Origin of the sequence: Qipengyuania citrea, from assembly GCF_009828015.1 — a bacterium.
Classification (GTDB): Bacteria; Pseudomonadota; Alphaproteobacteria; order Sphingomonadales; family Sphingomonadaceae; genus Qipengyuania; species Qipengyuania citrea.
Map to the genome: position 1 here is coordinate 1 of NZ_WTYG01000008.1, position 19,296 is coordinate 19,296.

General features: G+C 55.2%; 15 protein-coding genes and 2 pseudogenes. 5 read left to right on the forward strand and 12 right to left on the reverse strand.

Translation table 11 applies throughout. From position 1 onward, the window contains the following. Window positions 1–37 precede the first annotated feature (37 nt). A pseudogene (locus GRI55_RS14140) lies at window positions 38–1,125 on the forward strand (IS3 family transposase); the annotation flags it as partial. 179 nt (window positions 1,126–1,304) lie between these two features. On the opposite strand, the gene GRI55_RS14150 reads toward GRI55_RS14140, so the two are convergent. Both GRI55_RS14150 and GRI55_RS14155 read right to left on the reverse strand, forming a co-directional pair. After that, window positions 1,305–2,489: a glycosyltransferase family protein gene (locus GRI55_RS14150; RefSeq protein WP_160767584.1), complete on the reverse strand. Its 1,185-nt coding sequence runs from the start codon at window positions 2,487–2,489 to the stop codon at window positions 1,305–1,307. Window positions 2,490–2,572: 83 nt separating this feature from the next. Further along, window positions 2,573–3,949 carry a hypothetical protein gene (locus GRI55_RS14155; protein WP_160767585.1) on the reverse strand — a complete coding sequence of 459 codons (1,377 nt, stop codon included), beginning with the start codon at window positions 3,947–3,949 and terminating at the stop codon, window positions 2,573–2,575. A gap of 423 nt (window positions 3,950–4,372) precedes the next feature. Here GRI55_RS14155 and GRI55_RS14160 point away from each other — a divergent pair, with 423 nt between their 5' ends. After that, window positions 4,373–4,633 (forward strand): hypothetical protein, encoded by a 261-nt coding sequence (locus GRI55_RS14160; RefSeq protein WP_160767586.1) that lies wholly within the window; start codon window positions 4,373–4,375, stop codon window positions 4,631–4,633. 206 nt (window positions 4,634–4,839) lie between these two features. Here the strand turns inward: GRI55_RS14160 and GRI55_RS14165 are convergent, their stop codons facing one another. From GRI55_RS14165 to GRI55_RS14205, 9 genes are read right to left on the reverse strand one after another with little or no spacing between them, the layout of a single operon-like run. After that, window positions 4,840–5,883 (reverse strand): nucleotidyltransferase family protein, encoded by a 1,044-nt coding sequence (locus GRI55_RS14165; protein ID WP_160767587.1) that lies wholly within the window; start codon window positions 5,881–5,883, stop codon window positions 4,840–4,842. A 1-nt stretch (window position 5,884) separates the two neighbouring features. Further along, window positions 5,885–7,078 carry a UDP-N-acetylglucosamine 2-epimerase gene (neuC, locus tag GRI55_RS14170; RefSeq protein ID WP_160767588.1) on the reverse strand — a complete coding sequence of 398 codons (1,194 nt, stop codon included), beginning with the start codon at window positions 7,076–7,078 and terminating at the stop codon, window positions 5,885–5,887. Beyond that, window positions 7,075–7,758, reverse strand: coding sequence for a PIG-L deacetylase family protein (locus tag GRI55_RS14175; RefSeq protein WP_160767589.1), 684 nt, complete (start codon window positions 7,756–7,758; stop codon window positions 7,075–7,077). The genes neuC and GRI55_RS14175 overlap by 4 nt, the downstream gene beginning before the upstream one ends. Beyond that, entirely contained in the window at window positions 7,755–8,657 is a 903-nt protein-coding gene (locus tag GRI55_RS14180; RefSeq protein WP_160767590.1) for a methionyl-tRNA formyltransferase, read from the reverse strand. The genes GRI55_RS14175 and GRI55_RS14180 overlap by 4 nt, the downstream gene beginning before the upstream one ends. Next, on the reverse strand, window positions 8,654–9,682 hold the full coding sequence (neuB, locus tag GRI55_RS14185) for an N-acetylneuraminate synthase (RefSeq protein WP_202392525.1): 1,029 nt from the start codon (window positions 9,680–9,682) through the stop codon (window positions 8,654–8,656). The genes GRI55_RS14180 and neuB overlap by 4 nt, the downstream gene beginning before the upstream one ends. Beyond that, the gene (locus GRI55_RS14190) at window positions 9,682–10,317 is read right to left on the reverse strand and encodes a PglD-related sugar-binding protein (RefSeq protein WP_160767592.1); all 636 of its coding nucleotides are present in this window, start codon (window positions 10,315–10,317) and stop codon (window positions 9,682–9,684) included. The genes neuB and GRI55_RS14190 overlap by 1 nt, the downstream gene beginning before the upstream one ends. Beyond that, window positions 10,314–10,997 carry an acylneuraminate cytidylyltransferase family protein gene (locus GRI55_RS14195; RefSeq protein ID WP_160767593.1) on the reverse strand — a complete coding sequence of 228 codons (684 nt, stop codon included), beginning with the start codon at window positions 10,995–10,997 and terminating at the stop codon, window positions 10,314–10,316. The genes GRI55_RS14190 and GRI55_RS14195 overlap by 4 nt, the downstream gene beginning before the upstream one ends. Beyond that, entirely contained in the window at window positions 10,994–12,178 is a 1,185-nt protein-coding gene (locus GRI55_RS14200) for a LegC family aminotransferase (RefSeq protein WP_160767594.1), read from the reverse strand. The genes GRI55_RS14195 and GRI55_RS14200 overlap by 4 nt, the downstream gene beginning before the upstream one ends. A gap of 25 nt (window positions 12,179–12,203) precedes the next feature. Continuing rightward, window positions 12,204–13,214, reverse strand: coding sequence for an NAD-dependent 4,6-dehydratase LegB (locus GRI55_RS14205; protein WP_160767595.1), 1,011 nt, complete (start codon window positions 13,212–13,214; stop codon window positions 12,204–12,206). A 1,082-nt stretch (window positions 13,215–14,296) separates the two neighbouring features. Here GRI55_RS14205 and GRI55_RS14210 point away from each other — a divergent pair. The 3 genes from GRI55_RS14210 (at window position 14,297) to GRI55_RS14220 (ending at window position 18,133) form a co-directional block, all read left to right on the forward strand. After that, complete coding sequence (locus GRI55_RS14210) at window positions 14,297–15,127, forward strand: NAD-dependent epimerase/dehydratase family protein (protein ID WP_160767596.1); 831 nt, start codon at window positions 14,297–14,299, stop codon at window positions 15,125–15,127. Continuing rightward, entirely contained in the window at window positions 15,111–15,665 is a 555-nt protein-coding gene (locus GRI55_RS14215; protein WP_160767597.1) for a sugar transferase, read from the forward strand. Before GRI55_RS14210 ends, GRI55_RS14215 begins: the two co-directional genes overlap by 17 nt. A gap of 809 nt (window positions 15,666–16,474) precedes the next feature. After that, complete coding sequence (locus GRI55_RS14220; RefSeq protein ID WP_237452567.1) at window positions 16,475–18,133, forward strand: polysaccharide biosynthesis protein; 1,659 nt, start codon at window positions 16,475–16,477, stop codon at window positions 18,131–18,133. A gap of 38 nt (window positions 18,134–18,171) precedes the next feature. On the opposite strand, the pseudogene GRI55_RS14230 reads toward GRI55_RS14220, so the two are convergent. Further along, window positions 18,172–19,259: pseudogene (locus tag GRI55_RS14230) on the reverse strand (IS3 family transposase); the annotation flags it as partial. Window positions 19,260–19,296: the final 37 nt, after the last annotated feature.

The following is a 19,296-nucleotide window of genomic DNA, read 5'->3' on the forward strand; positions in this document are numbered from 1 at the left end:
TGACGTGTCCCTTTGATTTTCCTGCGATTGGGAGCGAGCTGACCTGGCTCATCGACACGGGATGTCGGAAGTGACTATCTACATTTGGAAGTCGAAGTATGGCGGGCTAGAGGTTACCGAGTGTCGACGTGTGTGAGCGCTTGAGAGCGAGAACGCGAAGCTGAAGCGGTTGTTGGCGGATGCGATGCTCGATTGGTTTGCCTCAAAGGACTTGGTGGCAAAGCAATTCTAGTGCTCGGCGGGAAGCGGGAAACTATGGTTCATCTTCAGGACCGCCATGAGATGAGCGAGCGGCGGGCGTGCCGGATCATTGGCGCTGATTGCAAGAGCATGTGCTACCGTTCCACGCCGGAGAATGACGCCGCGCTTCGTGAGAAGCTGCGCGAACTGGTCAACCAGCGTTGTCGGTTCGGCTATCGCCGTCTGCACATCCTGCTGCGCCGGGAGGGCGTGATGGTCAACCGCAAGAAGACCCAGTGCATCATCAGGAGGAAGGGCTGGCGACGCAGTCGCAAACGCGCTGTCGGGACCAAAGCGCCGGCTCCGATCCTGGCTCTGCCGAACCGGCGCTGGAACCTGGACTTTGTGCATGATCAGATGGCGTCTGGGCGCCGGTTCCGCGTGCCCAGTATCGCCGATGATATGCCTAGAAAGTGCCTGCGAGCGGTGCCGGATACATAGGGTCTCTAATCGCAGCGTCGTGCGCGAGCTGGCGGATCTGATCGCCGGGCGCGGCAAGCCTGGGATGATCGTCAGCGATAACGGTATCGAGCTGACCAGCAACGCGGTGCTGGCATGGTGCGGAAGATCAGCGTGGAATGGCATTACATCGCGCGAGGGAAGTCTGTGCAGAACGGCTTCTGCGAGAACTTCAATGGCCGCATGCGCGATGAACTGCTGAATGAGACGCTCTTCCTCACCCTTGCTCATGTCCGGCGCGAGATCGCGGCCTGAATCGAGGGTTACAACCGTGAGAGACCACACTCAGCGCTTGGCTACGCAACCCCGGCGGCGTTCGTCGCCAAACTGAATAAGCAATGAGCTGCGTCGCTACGCCCGACGGGCTCCGCCACGCAGCTCATTGCTTCAACCGCACCCATGCGCAACAAACCCGATCGACTCTAATCCCAGCTGGAGGAACGCTAGGGGTCATGTCATTGCTTATTCACATCCAATAATGGCTCAGCAATCGAGAGGAAGTTTCCACTCTCAATTAGCATCACTGCGTACCCCATCAAAGATATCTAAACCCTACATACCCCAAGAACCAATTTTTTGCAGGTGAATTCAGCGGCAATATAAATTTAGCGATCCAAACCACGATTAATGAGCTGTTGAACAGCATTGACCATTCCACGAGATATTATTTGACGATCAAAACGTGCTGCGAAGGTACTTCGCGCAGCCAATTGCATCTTCGCTAACGCTACTCGGTCGTTATCCAAATTAGCCAGCTTGTCCGCTAGCTCAGCCCCCGATGAATAGCTAAACCCGGCGCCATTTGCATTAAGAACTTCGCAAAGGCTCCCCGTCTGAAGCGACGTTGCAATACCTAGGCCACCGCTAAGGTATTCAGCCGGCTTGTTCGGTAAATTACTAATGTAATTTGGAATCGAATGATACGGGGCCAGCCCAATATGTGAGCGCGCCATGGCCGTTTGCAATTCCTTCGCATGAGCCCATCCCAAAAAACAAGAATTGGAGGAGCCGTTACAATGCCTCTCAACGGCCGGCTCTTGAATTCCTCGGCCGAAAAAATAGAATCGATGATTGGTATTGAGAGCATCTAATCGTTTGGCGGCGTCAAAGACAGGCTCGAAGTCGAAACTCTGCGAAAGGGCACCAAAAAAAACGATATTGAATTGGGTCGGACAGAATACGTTTTTGGTATCCCAAATAGCGTTTGCCCGCACCTCGTCTCGTTCATTCAATACAATAGGCTCATATGCTATGGGGAACGTAGCGTCATCAGGGCCACGATCACGGCGAGCCACTCGACAGCCCCAATCAATAAAGGCGTCTGTGTTACCCCAAATTGCACTAGCGCCACGAAGTGCAGCGGCTAATTTTAAGCGCATTGGAAGTGTCGCTACACGAACTATCGGCTTAAGAAGAAACGCCGCGGTATCTACAAAAATATCTGGATGCAAATCACGAATATCAATTACGACGGGCACGCCCAGCTCTCGGCCGAACCGCACTGATTCAAAAGCTAAATCGATAGATGGCATCGACGCGATAATTACGTCGGGCAGATCCCTCGCAGCCCGGGCTTCTCGCGCAAACTTAAGGGCGATCTCTGCGTCGCTCCACAAGCGTTTTATAGATCTAGTGTTAGAATAACCGCGACTTTCAAGGTACTGGATCTTATAACGAGGCCGCACATCGACCGCTTGCGTCCCGAAACCCCGAACCCTGGCTTCGTAATGATCGAAATCACTCGTCCACCACTGAACATCCCAGCCCTCCGACAAGAAATATTCCGCCATCAGCCCCGTACGCATTAGCCTGCGTTTCGCTCCATCGACCGGAGTAGGTTCCGCCCTCTGCGTAAGCCATATCCGCATACGAACTAGCTCCGAACAATTGAGTTGCTGAATTTGCTTCGCCCCGAACCACCCTTAGCATGGTCAACTCCAAAACTGAGAGCGTGGCCAATAAAGCTTGCACCTAAGTATAGCGTCACGATGCGCGCGAAACCGTTGCTCAATGGATTGATGCTATCGAGAAAAGCATCAACGGCGGTGGCCGAAAGAAGCACCGCAAGGATGGTGAACAACCAATTGTTCATCTTCGTGCCCATGATTCTCCAAAATAAATCGTATATAAATCTAATGAAAAACACATAGTATAATATCGCAAATCCAGCTCCTGGAAAGTAAAAAACCGATCCAAGCATAGAAGGGGATACACCGATCCGATCCTGATAGAAGTGGGACAGCACAAAGAAATTCATCCTGGCAATGGAACCTAGCTCGGGACGCTCAGCCGCCAGACCAATCGCAGAATAAAGTCGAAACTGAAAAATCGAAGCAACTTCTTTCAATGCTGATAGGGCAAGACCAAAGTTGAAAAAGTTCTCTTCGATATTAGCAGCCGTACTATACAATGCGTAACTATATCTATGCAAAAACGCCGCGAAAAATAACTTGGCATCGCTTACAATATACAGCGCCTCCTCGACTCCCACCTTATTCGATTTACCGACGAAAAAGATCGCAACCACCAGAAAAGGGAGCACAATTAAGCTTGCAGACTGAATTAGCTTACCCGTGAGATTAATTTTTCTCCGAATTATGTGGGAAGCGGCAACGTAAGCGGTGAATGAGAAAAGTATGTCTACCGCACTTTGAGCGTTCACCATAAATCCGATAGCAATCAGTAAAAGGGCCGCACTTCTTATTGAGGGGCTTTTCCCTTCCTTTACAAGTCGATAGTTAACGATAATTGAAGTGCCCATTAGCACTTTGCCGAATACGAGTAAGAAACCCAATAATCCGACCTCGCTCAAAGCGTCACCAGTTTGCCTGAATTGAAACCCCAGCGCCACATAAGACCACAAACTAATAGAGAGGAAAGACAGTGCCAGTACAAGAGCCGAATAAGGCCCAAAAACCATGCTAGATATATAGTATGGAACGGCACGAAATTTTACTGGCGTTATTTTTACTACGAACGCGAACCAATACAAAGAAAAGACAATATAAGCTAAGGCAATAGCATAGTTAGGCGCTGGCGCGAAGGAAGCTTCGAGGGGGTTTCCCAAGAATATAAAAAGGGCAAACGGCACGAAATAAAATATGGCGCAATACCACAGAAATATCTTTAAGTAGAATGACTCCCGCGCAAATCTATTTCTCGCTGAGGCGACTAATTGCTGCGGCGATGACAGTCCAACGTGCGCGTAAGATGGATCGGCTGCGCGCCTAACTGTGGGGCGTAATGACATGCTTTGAGGTACCATTGGCGATGGATTGGAAGAAGTCTTAATTTGTTAGGACGTGCCTTCATGGCGTCCATAGCGTCAACCAGCGACTTTTCAACCGTTTGAAAATTAATCTCACTCTATTTCAATGAGGTTCTACAAGGTGCGATGGATTTAGGACTAGGCTTTCAAGAGGTTTCAGGGTCTCATGGGGATCTGGTTCAGATGCATTCAGCGAATAGGAGCGCGATTGAGGTAGATGGGCTTTGAAGGTACGTTTTATGGCTGTTCCAGTTGTCCGGTCGAGGTTGGCGTTCGGGTTCGCGGCATGTCGAGCCGGACCTGGTTCGAAGCCTATTTTCCCTAATCGTATATTGATAGTTGGTGCCGGGCGATAGCCTCCCGTTCTTAGTCCGACTGGGATGCCGTTGTATCCGTGGCGGGTTAATGCATACCACCTTTGCCGTTTCCGTTTTTGTATCAGCATTAGTGCAAGTTTACAGTAACGAACATTTGTGGAGCGTGCATTTCGACGGCGCCGCTTCAGCATTAGCGCCTGTTCAGGCAAACTGGACGCCTCCTTTTTCTGCCGAACAGTATTGGCTAGGCGCCGTCATTGGCGCTGACTATCGCCGTGCCGCGAGCCACGACCCCAGCGCCGACAATTACATAGAGCAATTTCGACCAATGGATGCGCTGCGCTCATAGGTTGGACCGGTTGTAAATCATCGTCGATGTTCTGAATTCGGCCGGATACTCGCATTCGCCGCAGGCATCTGCGGTAGACGCCGAATGCTTGACACCTCTTGCCAGTCGTCTGCCCGCTATGTGCATAGCTCGTTTGTTGGCTACTACGGTTTTGCTGATCACGCATCATACGACGGCCTGCACATCAAACGCAGCATGGATAAGGCTTAATGGCTAATTAACCTTGCTCGATTGAGGTCGTCTGGTCGTCCAACATCAAGCCATTGCTCGTGAAGCGGGAAGACGATCGTCCGTCGAGATTGATCACGTAAACGCCCGAACAAAGTTGGCATGTCGCAATGTTCGCCTTGCTCCAGACAGTCGAGCGCCGAAGGGTCAATCACGTAGATCCCGGCGTTGACGTGGCTGTTCACGATTGGCTTCTCTTCGAACCCGGTAATGTCGAGACCATTGGTATGGACTACACCAAACGGGTTTTTCAGCTCGTGATTGCGCACCGCCATCGTGGCGGCAGCACCATGTACCATGTGGTAGTCAACCAGATCGCCATAGCCGACTTCGGTCATCACATCGCCATTGGTTACTAGAAAGGGAGCAGTCGGGCGGTCTTGTAAGAGGCTTAGCGCGCCTCCTGTGCCCAACGGCCTTTCTTCGCGCAGATACCCGATCTCGACGCCCCAAGCGGCGCCATCGCCAAAATAATCTTCGATCATATGGCCCAAGTAGTGAATCGAGAATACGAAGCGCTCGATCCCTGCTCGTTTCGCCCGCTCAACGATATGCTCGAGAATCGGCTTGCCGGCGACGGGAAGCATCGGCTTGGGGCAATTCTCGGTCAAGGGGCGTAGCCTCGTGCCTTTGCCGCCGGCCATCACGACCATCAGATTGGCGCGAGGCACGGGCCCGGGAAATTCGTCCCACAAATGAAGGCCCAAGACATTTCGGTCCGCGCCCACAATCGGCAGCTGTTGGATCCGGTTGGCGGACATGATGGCGCGCACCACCTCTCGGGTGACGTCCGGTGGTACCACCAACGGATCGTGATGCAAGACTTCGCGAACAGATGTGTTCAGCGAGTACCCCCGCAACATCCCGCGGCGCACGTCGCCATCAGTGATCGTTCCGATCAGTCTGTCACCACCATCAATCACCAGCGCGATCTGAAGAGCAGAGCGATTGAGCGAGTGAATTGCATCGCCTATCGTCGCTTCGCTTCCGAGCAGCGCATTCCGCCAATTGTTGACGCTCATTTCAGGACGCCTCTTCTGTTTGCGTCCTGACTTTATCAGGCGATATGGCAAGGTCGTAAAAGCGCTTACTCACTCGGTCGGGCGTCCATCGCTCAATTGCTTCGACGATCCGAACCGAAGCGCCACCATCGCCGTATGGGTTTACCACTTGCGGTAGCGACTTGCGGAAGTCGGGGCTGAAGATACGTTCCAGACCAGTAGAAATCGCACCCCGTTCGGCGCCGCAGTCGATCACACTGTCGGCGCGCAGGCGACCCTGCTGCCGTGCGCCAATGTTTAGCGTCGGAACCTGCAACGCAGGTGCTTCGATCAGTCCGCTGGACGAGTTTCCGACGACGCCATCGACCAGAGCGAGCAATGAGAGGTATCGTCTCTGACCAAGCGAAACATGCGCACAAGCGCGATCGGGATTCGCTGCAACGAATTTCGAAATTTGATCGAACAGCGTTCGCCCGCCGGTATCGGCGTTAGGCATGGTAAAGATTAGGCTCGCGTCCGTTTGCTGTAGTGCGCAAAGCAACTCGTTCATCTGCGCCGCGACAGAATTGCCTGTGTTCGTTTCGGGATGGAACGTGACCAGCAGGTTGCGCTGACCCAAGGTGAAACCCAACGAACTCTCCAGTTCGCTACGTTCCATCCGCGGAATCTTGACTATACTATCGATCCCCAGACCGCCGACATTCCAGACGCGGCTTGGATCCTCGCCCATCTGAATTACGCGCTGGCGATAGGGCTCAGCTGCCGTGAAATGCAGATAGGACATCTTGGTGATCGCGTGGCGGATTGGGTCGTCGTAGAGGCCTTCGGTAAGTTCCCCGCCATGCAGATGTGCAATCGGTATATTTGCGATCATCGTGGCCGCAGCGACCGATAGCATCTCGAAGCGGTCGCCCAATATGACAACAAGGTCCGGGTTTAGGTCGTGCAACGCGTCGGCGAACCCAGCCATTCCAAGACCCATTGACTTGGAAATGCCGACGGGGCTGTCCGAGCTCAGGAGCATTTCTACCTTTCGGGCGATAGGGTAACCGTCCGCCTTGATCGCCTTCCAGGTAGATCCAAATTCGGGTGCCAGATGCATCCCAGTGGCCACAATCTGTAAATCGCAGGTTTGCGAATGATGCAATCCATCGATCACCCAGCGAAGCAGTCCGTATTCGGCTCGGGTGCCGGTTACGACGCTGACTTTCTTCATCTTGCGGCGCCCCCGACCCGTTCCCGCAGCAGCATGAAGGCTTCGGCAGCATCGAAACCACACGCTGCCCCTCTTACGGTAGCCATAGCACGGATTCCTCGTGCGCTGCGCGGAAAGGGATGTTCTCCGATTTCCCCGACGAACATTTCCGCGATACGAATCTTCTCGTCTATATGGTCGGATATATCGACAAAAACATTGGGTCTGAACCCTGGCGAGTCAGGCGACATGTCGAAGTCTGTTTCGGACTGGGTCTCGTATGCGTAGGTCCGCTGAACAGAGCTGTAGCGAAACCATTTTGCGGTGGTAATACCGGCATCGAAAACGGCGGCATGGTCCGAATGAGCATCGCGCCGATACGGGAGATAGACATCTGTCGGTTCAAGCCGTTTGACCGCCTCTGCTATCCCTCCGATGATGACGCGAAGAGGTTGGTGGTCAAGCGTTGAGGTGGGGATATTCAACCGGATAGTTTCGGCGAAGCCATAGGCTTCGGCGACGTGGCGAATCTCGCTCTCGCGTTGCTCGACGCGCTCTGCGCTGAAACCGGTGTTGGAGGAAATACCTGTCACTATGAGCCAATAGGTCAGGTTGCCTGCGGCTCGGGAACGCAGCAGCGTCCCGCCGCATCCCAGCGTCTCGTCATCGGGATGCGGAGCGATCACGAGATGGCGTTTCACAGATAATTTCCTTCATTCAGGGATGGCATGTCGGAGGTTTCGATCAATCTTACCGCCCCGATGCCCGCCTTGATAACGGGACCATCCGGCCCGGCGTCAAGCACCTTCCCCGGCTCCGCATTTTTCGGCACTTCCCCGTCGAATTCCGCGCAGCGCCAAAGCTTTACATGGTTTTCTCCAAGCTGGAACTCCGCGCCGCTGTAGGGGCGGGCAAGAGCACGAACAAGATTGCGGATACTGGAGGCGGGCATGCGCCAGTCTATCAGGCCGTCGGCCGGCCCGCGCTTGCGCCAATAGGTCGCCTTCGTCTCGTCCTGTGGCTGCGGATCCAATGTGCCGCTGACGATGTCTGTCACGATCGTCCGCAATTGCCCCGGAACAGCGTTCAACACCTTTTTGTAAAGGCTTGCGGCGTCATCGTCCGAGGAGATAGCTAGCGGAACTTGGCTGAGGATCGGGCCGCTATCGGCACCTTCGTCCATCAGAAAGAAAGTCGAAGAGGTTTGTTTCAGATCGAGCGCAAGCGCCCAGATCAGCGGATGTCGTCCGCGATTTGCGGGCAATTCTGCCGGATGAAAGCCGACGGTCCCGATGGCTGGAACATCGAGCACATCTTGAGAAATCAACTTCGACCATCCGATAACGAACATGACTTGCACGTCGGCTTCTCGAAGAAGGTCGGGGAGCGCAGTCTTGTCCAGTTCCTCGGCGTAATGCACCGGTACGCGAGCCGCCTCCGCCCTTCCGGCAATATTCACGAAATCCGCATTGAACTTGCTGCCCCGCAAGGTCAGAACGCCCCGCAGATCAACTTTTGGATCGGCGATAAGGGTTTCCAGCGCTACGTCGCTCGATTTAACACACCCGATAAAGAAGGCCCGGATAGTGTCTTCGTTCATACGTCCTCTCCGCTTTTGGTCGCCAACAGATTAACCAGTTCGTCGGCAGCGAAGGCGCGTGGAGCCGGACAACCGATCAACTCGTCCCAACGCATAGGCGATATGCCGTTGCCGGGCCGCTTGGTGCCAAGATTGGTTGGGCTGAATAGCTCGCCTGCAGCGATATCGCGGCTCGCGACGATCGATTTACGAACGATGGCGCGGTTCCCCGCCTCGCTGCCCGAGGGGCGTTTGATGCCATCGCCGGCAAGGGCTTGTTCAATGTTGCGGATCGCTCTGACCATCTGCGCTAGCTCTGCGGGTTCGAGACTCGCGGCATGGTCCGGTCCCGGCAGGCTTCGATCCAACGTAAAATGCTTCTCGATAACGCTGGCGCCCAGAGCCACCGCAGCAATCGAAACTTCAATCCCCTTGGTATGGTCGGAATAACCGTATGCTGTGCCAAAGGCAGCGCCGATGTTCGACATTGCCATCAAATTCACCTCGCTCATCGGCGTGGGGTATTCTGTATTACAATGGAGGATCGTTATGCGATTGCGCGAAATCCCGCCTCTCTCCAAAGCGTTTACCGCCGCTTCGATCTCGCCAAGGTTGGCCATGCCGGTCGACAGTATGATAGGAAGCCCTTTGGCCGCCATGTGGCGCAGTAGGGGAAGGTTGGTAATCTCGCCAGAAGGAACCTTGATACGGTCTACCCCTAACTCGATTAGGAGATCGATGGCCCCTTCGTCGAACCCCGTTGAAAAGAAAGCGATTCCCGCTTCCTCGCAGGCGCGCAGTAATACGTCATGATCGTCCCGCGAAAGCTCAAGCATCGCTAGCATTTCCTGCTGGGTTTGCTCGGCGCCGGTTGTCGTCAGCTGGTACCCGGCCTTGGGCGCAGCGCCAGTGGCTATCTCGCAGGCGGAGAAGGTCTGGAATTTAACCATGTCGGCACCTGCTTCGGCCGCGATTGCAACGAGCTCACGGGCCATTCCCATGTCTCCGTTGTGATTCACGCCGGCTTCAGCGATTATCAAGGTCATCACACTTTCTCCTCTGCCGGAACGCCGACTTGCGTGACGCCAGGGGGCACATCACGTATGACAGCTGCACCCGAGCCAATCGTCGACCACGCACCGATCCTGCGCGGCTCGGTCGCGGAGCCTTGGTTTACCGTGACACCCATGCCGATCCACACCCCTTCTCCGATGTGGACGTTACCCGCAAGGTTCGCCCCCGGTGAAAGATTTGCAAAATCGCCGATATGGCAGTCGTGCGAAACTGTGGTGTTGAGGTTGAGTGTACAAAACGCGCCGAAGCTGCAGTGCCCCATCACGCGCACTCCGGGAAACAGTACAGTTCCGCTACTATCGAGCACAGCTTTCCGGCTCGATAGGCCGATGCTGGTGTCGGGATGGATTAGTACCGGGAAGCTGTGCTGGCCGGCCATTCGCTTCGCGACGGCGGCCCGCGTTCGGTTATCTCCGATGCCGATGGCGAATTGCGCACCTTTCCAAGAAAGCGCCTCGGCCTCCAAAACGACATCGTAGGTCTTCCTACAGGTCGAACGCTCATCTTCGTCGCGCGCTACGAGAATGGGGCGAAAGTCCAACGCGCGCGCGATGTCTGCGACATCGCGCGCGTGACCACCGGTGCCGAGGATGAAGAGATCATTCATCCAGTCCTTTCCTCCGGAGCGGTCAGCAACAGCTCTGCGATCCGCCAGTCCAGCATCGTGTCGATATCGATTGAGCTTTGGGCATCCATCACGAAGCCCAAGGTGTCGTCCGTCACCAGTGCCTTCGTGCGAATAAGATAATCTCTCGTGTTCCAGTACATTGCACCATTGAGGGTATACAGTTCGGACAAGTCCTGCCGACGAGTGGCCTCAGCGGTCCTGTCGTAGCGATCGAGCGCGCCGTCCGGGCTGCGTCGTAGCATCCAAAACGGGTGGTCGTCGACCTCACGCACCGAGACTACCGAACGCGCACCGCGCGCGCGCGCGAAGGCGAGCAATTCGACGATTTGCGCAGCGCTGCGCAAAGGCGAAGTTGCCTGCAGCAAAATCAAATCCTCGTGCTCCGGAAGCTCATCGATCGCATGAAGGACGGGGGCAATCCCAGGTGCCGTATCGGTGGCCAGCTCGGCAGGGCGAAGGAATGGGGTTTCGGCGCCCCATTCGCGCGCCACCGCGGCGATTTCCTCGTCCTCGGTAGAGACCACCACCCGTTCGATGCCCTTGACGGCGAGAGCGGCCTGTATGGTCCATGCGATCAGGGGCTTGCCCGCAAGTTGGCGTATATTCTTGCGCAGGATACCCTTAGATCCGCCACGCGCAGGGATCAGCGCCAAGGTCATCGCACGCCTCCGGGGGGGCCGACTAGATTCGGGCTGCTGGGAATGTTGACGATTCGCGCGGCAAGATCTTCAGCGCAGGCCAGATCGGCACGCGGACAATGTGCGAACATGGCGAGCCGATGGATCAGTGTCCATACTGGCCGCGCCATCAGATCGGCATCGTTTAGAGTCTCGAGCACCTCTTCGTGGAGCCTCGCATCCCTCCGGTCGAGCAGAAGCGTGCACAGCCAGTAATTGCTCGAACTGCTCTTCGGCTCAGTCACGAAGCGCACCCCTTGGAGCGGCGCGAATGCCGTTTCGTAGCGCCGGGCCAGAAGCCGTTTGCGCGCGAGCATTTCGGGCACCCGTTCCAGCTGCGCGCAGCCGAGCGCCGCGTTGAGGTTTGGCAGGCGATAATTGAAGCCGATCTCGTCGTGAACGAAGTTCCACCGATGGGGCACGCGGGCCGTGGTGGTGAGATGCTTGGCCCGTTTGGCGAGCGCCGGATCATTGGTAAGGATTGCCCCCCCCCCACCTGTCGTCATGACCTTGTTGCCGTTGAAGCTGAGCGCCGCGATCGTCCCGAACTGGCCCGTATGCTTGCCTTTGTAGCTTGAGCCAAGCGATTCCGCCGCGTCTTCAACCAACGGGATACGCCAGCGCTCGGACAGTGCTACGAGTTCGTCGAGCTGCGCTGGGTGGCCGAAGGCATGCATCACAATCAGCGCGGCGATTCGCGCTCCGGTCTCGCGATTTTGGCATGAGCCGTCGCGGATTTCGCAGGTCGCGGCGAGGTGTCGTTCGAGCGCGACTGGATCGACGGCGAGTGTCTGGGCCTCGCTGTCGATGAAGTGGGGCTTCGCGCCTGCATAGGAGGTGGCATTCGCCGTCGCGATGAAGGTTAGCGTCGGCATCAGCACTTCGTCGCCCGGCTTTACTCCGGCGAGCAGCAGCGCAACATGCAGCGCGGCGGTCCCGTTCACGGTGGCGACCGCATGGCCGACCCCGGTGAACGCCGCCAGATCCTGCTCGAAGCGGTCGACATATGCGCCGACTGACGAGACCCAGCCAGTTTCGATGCAATCGGCGACATAGGCCGATTCGTTGCCAGAAAACTCTGGCTCGTGTAGCGGAACAAAGCCGTCCCGCTCGCCGATGACCCGGCGAACCGTCTCGAGAATGGATTGGGCGGTGTCGCTCATGCCGGTGCCTAAAAGGGGCGGCCCATCAGATATTGTAGGCTTCGGCTTTGTATTGCGCGAGATTGCCCGGATGAGTGAACCACTCAATCGTCTCCTCGATTCCGCGGCCAAAGCCGTCGCGCGTGCCGTATTCAGGCGCCCAGCCCACAAGCTCGGCGGCCTTGGCGTTCGAAGCCCAGAGCCGCTCAACCTCGCTCTTTTCGGGACGCAGCCGATGGTCGTCGCTGACAATCCGGATATCGCGGCCCATCTTCTCGGCAATCAGCTGCGCGGTCTCGCCAATCGATATCTCGTAATTGCTGCCGATGTTGACGACTTCGCCCAGCGCGCGCTCCGATTGCGCCACCGAACAGAAACCGCGGACCGTATCCGCAACATAATTGAAGTCGCGGGTAGGATGCGTCGCACCCAGCCGTATCTCGTCCTCGCCATTGGCGATCTGGGTGATAATCGTAGGGATAACCGCGCGCGCCGACTGGCGCGGTCCATAGGCGTTGAACGGTCGGATCGTCGTCACCGGGGTGCCGAAAGATAAATAGAAGCTCTGCGCGATCTGATCCGCCCCGATCTTGCTCGCTGAATAGGGAGACTGGCCCTGGAGGGGGTGCTCTTCGGTGATGGGGACGAATTTCGCCGTACCGTAGACCTCACTGGTGGAGGTGTGGACGACACGCTCGACCCCGAGATCGCGCGCCGCCTGGACGATGTTTAGTGTGCCCTTGACGTTGGTGTCTACATAACTGTCGGGCGAGTGGTAGGAGAAGGGAATCGCGATCAGTGCCGCCAAATGCATTACGACATCGCAATCCCGCATCGCGGTGCGCACGCCGTTCGGATCGCGGATATCTCCCGCGAATACGTCGATCGCCTGCTTGACCTGCGGTGCGCTATGATCGAGCCAGCCCCAGCTGTTGAAGCTGTTGTAATAGACGAAGGCCCGTACATCAGCACCCAGTCCGACCAGATGCTCGACCAGATGCGAGCCGATAAAACCATCGGCACCGGTTACGAGTATACGTTTGCCGGATAGATCCACGTTTGCTCCATGTCGTATTGAAAACTCCAACCGTCCCGTTGGTCCGGTTGCGAGCCTCCCCATAGCGAGTTAAGCCCTCTCCGCAACCGCGAAGACGCATTTTTTAGCACGCTGCCAGCAAGCGGAACACTTTGACAAGGTGTTCGAGCAGCCAGAAAGTCTGGGGTATGCGTCTCAATGCCTACCAATGAAGGGAAAATGGCGGGGTCGTCGCGCGGTCGGCGAGTGCCGATACGACGCCAGTCTTTAAGTTCGCCAACCACGTTTTCGACCCTCTGCCGTTAACCATAGGGTCTGCGATCGTGCGGGACACGCAGTTTTTAACTGGCTCTCGAAGGGATGCGGGAAGATATCCCCGGGCCACCGGGAGCAGGCAGAACAAGTTGGCACCATAGCCTTGGCCGCCGAGCAATGTCTTGGTTATGTGAAGCGCGTTGAGCAACAGTACAGCGTTCTGGAAGCGCCAACCTGACCTTTGCTCAGCATGAGCAGATGTCTTCCCAAGTTATCGCAGATTTCATGACACCTGGCCATTAGAAAACACTACTACTGCAGCCGATACGGCTGGGAAACACCCCTTATCCAAATATGCCTCGATCCGGCGCATTCGCGCCTCCGATACCCCGGCTAGATAGCTCCCGACACCAAGTCTCATGTGTAGCGATGGAAGTTAGACTGCCGATTCTATGGGAATCTCTTCGACCGAGCACTAGACCTTGACACTCAACAGCGCCTTTCCAATCTCGCTTTCAGACACAGAAGCGATGAAGGAGCTTGAATGTCTCATGGCTTATTCAGAAATTTTTCCACGAGAGAGCATTACCTTTCCAGCCACGAAAACGCGTTTGCGCTGGACGCTTTGTCTAGCTCAGCCGTACGCGCTCACCGATACACTCTCAGACCCCTAGGAAACTTCATCGCAGAGGGCGCTCAGGCCCACTCCGCCGACCGGGATCATGGCGCATATTCATGCTGGGACTCCGTCTATATTGTACGCAACGAGCGAGAGCGAAGCCGTGATGACTCTTTTGCTGAGTGCATAGCCGTTGCGAGAAAGGATTTGAGCAGCTATCGCGACAATCATGAAAATTGGCGTCACTGGAAGTTCCGGGTTTATGGGCAGCCATCTCTGCGACTTTATCTCGGGCACAGAAGACACCGCAGTCGCCGTAACAAGGGGATCGCCCCTTCCCGAATGCGAAACCCTCGTTCATATCGCTGGACTGGCGCACCAACGTGCATCACGAGCGGCGTTGATGAAGGCCAATTTTGATTTCACCCTTCGGCTAGCTGACGAGGCCCGGCGACTGAGCGTGCGCCGCCTTGTGTTTGTCTCTTCGATCAATGTGGTTGCTGGCCATAAAAGGCAACCACTTACATCCAAGATGACGTACAGTCCCACCACTGATTATGGCGAATCTAAGGCGGCGGCAGAGCGCGCCCTTCTAGGATTAAGCGGCATCGAAGTCGTAATACTCCGACCGCCGCTCGTCTATGGGCCTGGCGCCAAAGGAAGTTTGGCAACCTTAATGCGAGCATGTGCAACTGGGGCCCCCTTACCTTTCTCATTGATCGAAAATCAGAGGAGTATGGTTGGGATCACTAACGTTTGCTCAGCCATCCATTTTTTGTGCATGGCCCATACTCGACAAAAGATATTTCATGTGAAAGATGCCGAATATTCGTTGAGCGGGTTAATAGCTGAGTGCCGAGAGGCAATGGACATGCCCCCAAGAATGTTTGGCGTACCCACCACAATTTTAAGAAGCTGTTTGCATGCTCTAAAGAAAAGTGATCTAGCGAGTCAGTTATTGGACGATTTGGTCGTAGAAGATACGCCACTCCGAGAGGTTGGCTGGCAACCGACATATGCGGGCGATATGAAAGAGATGGGCCGTGAAGCGTTTTTTTGATGTGCTTTTTGCGCTATTAATCGCCCCACTTGCGATTTTTCTGGTGCTAGTTTCTGCGGTTCTCATTCGCTTAAGCAGTCCCGGCCCTGTCATATTCCGACAGACAAGAGTGGGTCGCAACCAAAAACTTTTTACCTGCCTTAAACTTCGGACTATGCGCGCTGGCACTCCAGATTTGGCAAGCCATATGACTAATTCGGGATTAATAACTCCGATTGGCAGAGTTCTGCGGCGCTACAAGTTGGATGAAATACCTCAGGTTTGGAATATTGTTCGTGGCGACATGAGCTTTGTTGGGCCGCGCCCGTGCCTGCCCTCGCAAAATGAGCTGATAGAAGCTCGGCATGCCCTTGGTGTTTATAACATTCGCCCTGGCATCACTGGTATCTCGCAGGTTTCTGGGGTTGATATGTCAAGACCTCTCCTTCTTGCGAAGCTTGACGCCACCTATCTAACAAGTATGAATCTCAAACATGATATAAAGCTGATCTTGGCGACTGCCTTTGGTGCCGGCCGGGGAGACCGTGTAGTCACGTAAGTCGGTCACTGAAACTGAAATTCTTATGATGATTTCAGATCTATATGCGGAGATAATCGGTGTTAGGTCGTCCGGCGGACACGGTGATTTTGATCGTTAAGGGTCGCTATCTTGTTGAGTCGTGCGCCGCCCCATTGGCGTTACACTCGCAGCAACTTCAGCCTCGACGAACGCTCCACGTCGAGAGCCTCCTGCCCGGTGGAGTAACGCATGAATCAATGTGTACACCGCTCTTCGAAAGCCAGTTGGGTTTGTCCCCGAGCGAACAGTCTAGGTTTGCGGTTCGCAGCTATTGTCTACCCGGCTCACGCCGTGCGCTCAAGGGCTCAAGCGTGGCCGACCTATTCATAAGCAACTGCTCGGTAACCCAACGTCATAGGTGCTACAAATATCAGCGGAACCCGACCTCCCAGAATAATACATGTGGCATTATTTTAACGGAATTGACGTACGGCCATTAATGAATTTCTTGTGCAGGCCTTGCTGGCACCTCGCGGGATGTAAGGCGCCGCAATCTAGATTGGTATAAAGTAATGACGTTTTGGGTACCACTGGAAATTCGACTTGTTAATTTTCTTCGCCAATTAGTTGCGCTAGGGCGAATTAGAAAGCTCGCATTACTGCTTACGATGGATGCTGTGCTTTGCACTCTAGCGGTATGGGTGGCTTTTTCCCTCCGACTTGGTTACTGGGACTTTGAGAGTGCAGCTGTAATAAAGACTGCTCTCTTATGCCTAATCGTTTGGCTACCTATTTTCGTTCTCAAGGGGATTTACCACTCGGTAACCCGATTTGTCGGCTCGCGTACGATGATCAATATTGCAATCTCATGCATGTTGATGGCGTTCGTGCTATCTACCCTCTTTCTTACCAAAACAATTGCAGGCCCGCCACGTACGATCGGAGTTCTACAACCATTGGTCTTCGCTGCTTTGCTCGTAATTAGCCGTTTGTTTGCTCGCTACCTACTTTTCGACATTCTCAACCAACGGAGCTTCGACGGGTCACGAAACAGGGTCCTCATTTTTGGGGCCGGGTCGGCGGGGCGGCAATTGGCGCTTTCACTGGCGCATGAGCCGGGAATGATCTTGTGTGGCTACCTCGACGACGATGCGCGCTTGTCTGGCCAGCATATCGACGGAGTAAAGGTCTATAGAAGACACGATCTCGAAAAACTCGTAAAAATGCTAGGCATCGACACAGTTTTATTGGCTGTTCCCCGCATATCGCGGCAGGAACGCGCTCAGATCGTTCGTAGTTTCTCTAGAATTCCTGTTCACGTTCTCACGTTGCCGGCGTTGAGCCATCTGGTTGGCGGCACTGTTTCTTACGACAGTCTACGCGAAATCGAGATAAATGATCTTCTTGGTCGTGATCCCGTACCCCCCAATCAACTCCTGCTCCATCGCACCATCGCGGATCGGGTGGTCATGATCACAGGAGCGGGGGGATCAATCGGAAGCGAGTTGTGCCGGCAAATTTCTAAACTGAAGCCGTACGCGATCGTTCTTGTCGAAATGACAGAACACGCACTCTATCTCATCGAGAGTGAGTTGCTTGAGGCCCAGCAGGCTGGGACCATCCATCCATCGACTGCGATCCACCCCGAACTGGCAAACATTACGGATCGCCTGACAGTGCACAGACTGCTCGAACGGTGGAAACCCGATACAGTTTTTCACGCTGCGGCCTACAAACATGTTCCACTGGTGGAAGAGAACGTAATCGCGGGCCTACTTAACAATATTTTCGGCACTCTGAGGTGTGCGCTCGAGGCTAAAAAATTTGGGGTTAAGAACTTCATTCTTGTCAGCACCGACAAAGCGGTACGCCCGACAAATGTCATGGGCGCTAGCAAGCGCGTTTGCGAGCTCGTCCTACAGGGATTGGCAGCCGAAGATGGAACTACGCGCTTTGCTATGGTTCGATTCGGCAATGTGCTCGGTTCAAGCGGTTCAGTCGTGCCACGCTTCCAGCGACAGATTAAGGATGGTGGACCTGTCACACTTACACACCGTGATGTCACACGTTATTTTATGACAATTCCCGAAGCGGCCCAGCTCGTGATCCAAGCCGGCGCGATGGCGGAAGGCGGAGACGTCTTCTTGCTTGATATGGGCAAGGCCATCCGCATTGATGACATGGCTCGGACCATGATCCATTTGTCCGGCCTTACCGTCCGTGATGCGGAAAATCCGGAAGGCGATATCGAAATTCGCGAAGTCGGGCTTCGAAAAGGTGAGAAGCTCTACGAGGAGCTCTTAATCGGCGACTCAGTCCACCCGACGTCCCATCCGCGCATTATGCGTGCTCGGGAGGAACGCCTTGCTTGGCCCGATTTGCTCCAACAGCTCGAACTGATGGAAACTGCCCTAGAGAATGGTAATCGCAGTAAAGCACTAGAAGTCCTTTGTACGCTCGTTCCTGAATACAATGGACAGCAGGCGATTCGCTTGCACGTCGCCTGACGGAAGTGACATGACCCCTAGCGTTCCTCCAGCTGGGATTAGAGTCGATCGGGTTTGTTGCGCATGGGTGCGGTTGAAGCAATGAGCTGCGTGGCGGAGCCCGTCGGGCGTAGCGACGCAGCTCATTGCTTATTCAGTTTGGCGACGAACGCCGCCGGGGTTGCGTAGCCAAGCGCTGAGTGTGGTCTCTCACGGTTGTAACCCTCGATTCAGGCCGCGATCTCGCGCCGGACATGAGCAAGGGTGAGGAAGAGCGTCTCATTCAGCAGTTCATCGCGCATGCGGCCATTGAAGTTCTCGCAGAAGCCGTTCTGCACAGACTTCCCTCGCGCGATGTAATGCCATTCCACGCTGATCTTCCGCACCATGCCAGCACCGCGTTGCTGGTCAGCTCGATACCGTTATCGCTGACGATCATCCCAGGCTTGCCGCGCCCGGCGATCAGATCCGCCAGCTCGCGCACGACGCTGCGATTAGAGACCCTATGTATCCGGCACCGCTCGCAGGCACTTTCTAGGCATATCATCGGCGATACTGGGCACGCGGAACCGGCGCCCAGACGCCATCTGATCATGCACAAAGTCCAGGTTCCAGCGCCGGTTCGGCAGAGCCAGGATCGGAGCCGGCGCTTTGGTCCCGACAGCGCGTTTGCGACTGCGTCGCCAGCCCTTCCTCCTGATGATGCACTGGGTCTTCTTGCGGTTGACCATCACGCCCTCCCGGCGCAGCAGGATGTGCAGACGGCGATAGCCGAACCGACAACGCTGGTTGACCAGTTCGCGCAGCTTCTCACGAAGCGCGGCGTCATTCTCCGGCGTGGAACGGTAGCACATGCTCTTGCAATCAGCGCCAATGATCCGGCACGCCCGCCGCTCGCTCATCTCATGGCGGTCCTGAAGATGAACCATAGTTTCCCGCTTCCCGCCGAGCACTAGAATTGCTTTGCCACCAAGTCCTTTGAGGCAAACCAATCGAGCATCGCATCCGCCAACAACCGCTTCAGCTTCGCGTTCTCGCTCTCAAGCGCTCACACACGTCGACACTCGGTAACCTCTAGCCCGCCATACTTCGACTTCCAAATGTAGATAGTCACTTCCGACATCCCGTGTCGATGAGCCAGGTCAGCTCGCTCCCAATCGCAGGAAAATCAAAGGGACACGTCA

Excerpts from the sequence above, each read along its gene's own strand:
- neuB (WP_202392525.1), bottom strand. The coding sequence starts at position 9,682 with ATGACCTTGATAATCGCTGAAGCCGGCGTGAATCACAACGGAGACATG.
- GRI55_RS14180 (WP_160767590.1), bottom strand. The coding sequence starts at position 8,657 with ATGAACGAAGACACTATCCGGGCCTTCTTTATCGGGTGTGTTAAATCG.
- GRI55_RS14195 (WP_160767593.1), bottom strand. The coding sequence starts at position 10,997 with ATGACCTTGGCGCTGATCCCTGCGCGTGGCGGATCTAAGGGTATCCTG.
- GRI55_RS14200 (WP_160767594.1), bottom strand. The coding sequence starts at position 12,178 with ATGAGCGACACCGCCCAATCCATTCTCGAGACGGTTCGCCGGGTCATC.
- GRI55_RS14165 (WP_160767587.1), bottom strand. The coding sequence starts at position 5,883 with ATGAGCGTCAACAATTGGCGGAATGCGCTGCTCGGAAGCGAAGCGACG.
- GRI55_RS14190 (WP_160767592.1), bottom strand. The coding sequence starts at position 10,317 with ATGAATGATCTCTTCATCCTCGGCACCGGTGGTCACGCGCGCGATGTC.
- GRI55_RS14210 (WP_160767596.1), top strand. The coding sequence starts at position 14,297 with ATGAAAATTGGCGTCACTGGAAGTTCCGGGTTTATGGGCAGCCATCTC.
- GRI55_RS14220 (WP_237452567.1), top strand. The coding sequence starts at position 16,475 with ATGATCAATATTGCAATCTCATGCATGTTGATGGCGTTCGTGCTATCT.
- GRI55_RS14150 (WP_160767584.1), bottom strand. The coding sequence starts at position 2,489 with ATGGCGGAATATTTCTTGTCGGAGGGCTGGGATGTTCAGTGGTGGACG.
- neuC (WP_160767588.1), bottom strand. The coding sequence starts at position 7,078 with ATGAAGAAAGTCAGCGTCGTAACCGGCACCCGAGCCGAATACGGACTG.
- GRI55_RS14155 (WP_160767585.1), bottom strand. The coding sequence starts at position 3,949 with ATGTCATTACGCCCCACAGTTAGGCGCGCAGCCGATCCATCTTACGCG.
- GRI55_RS14160 (WP_160767586.1), top strand. The coding sequence starts at position 4,373 with ATGCATACCACCTTTGCCGTTTCCGTTTTTGTATCAGCATTAGTGCAA.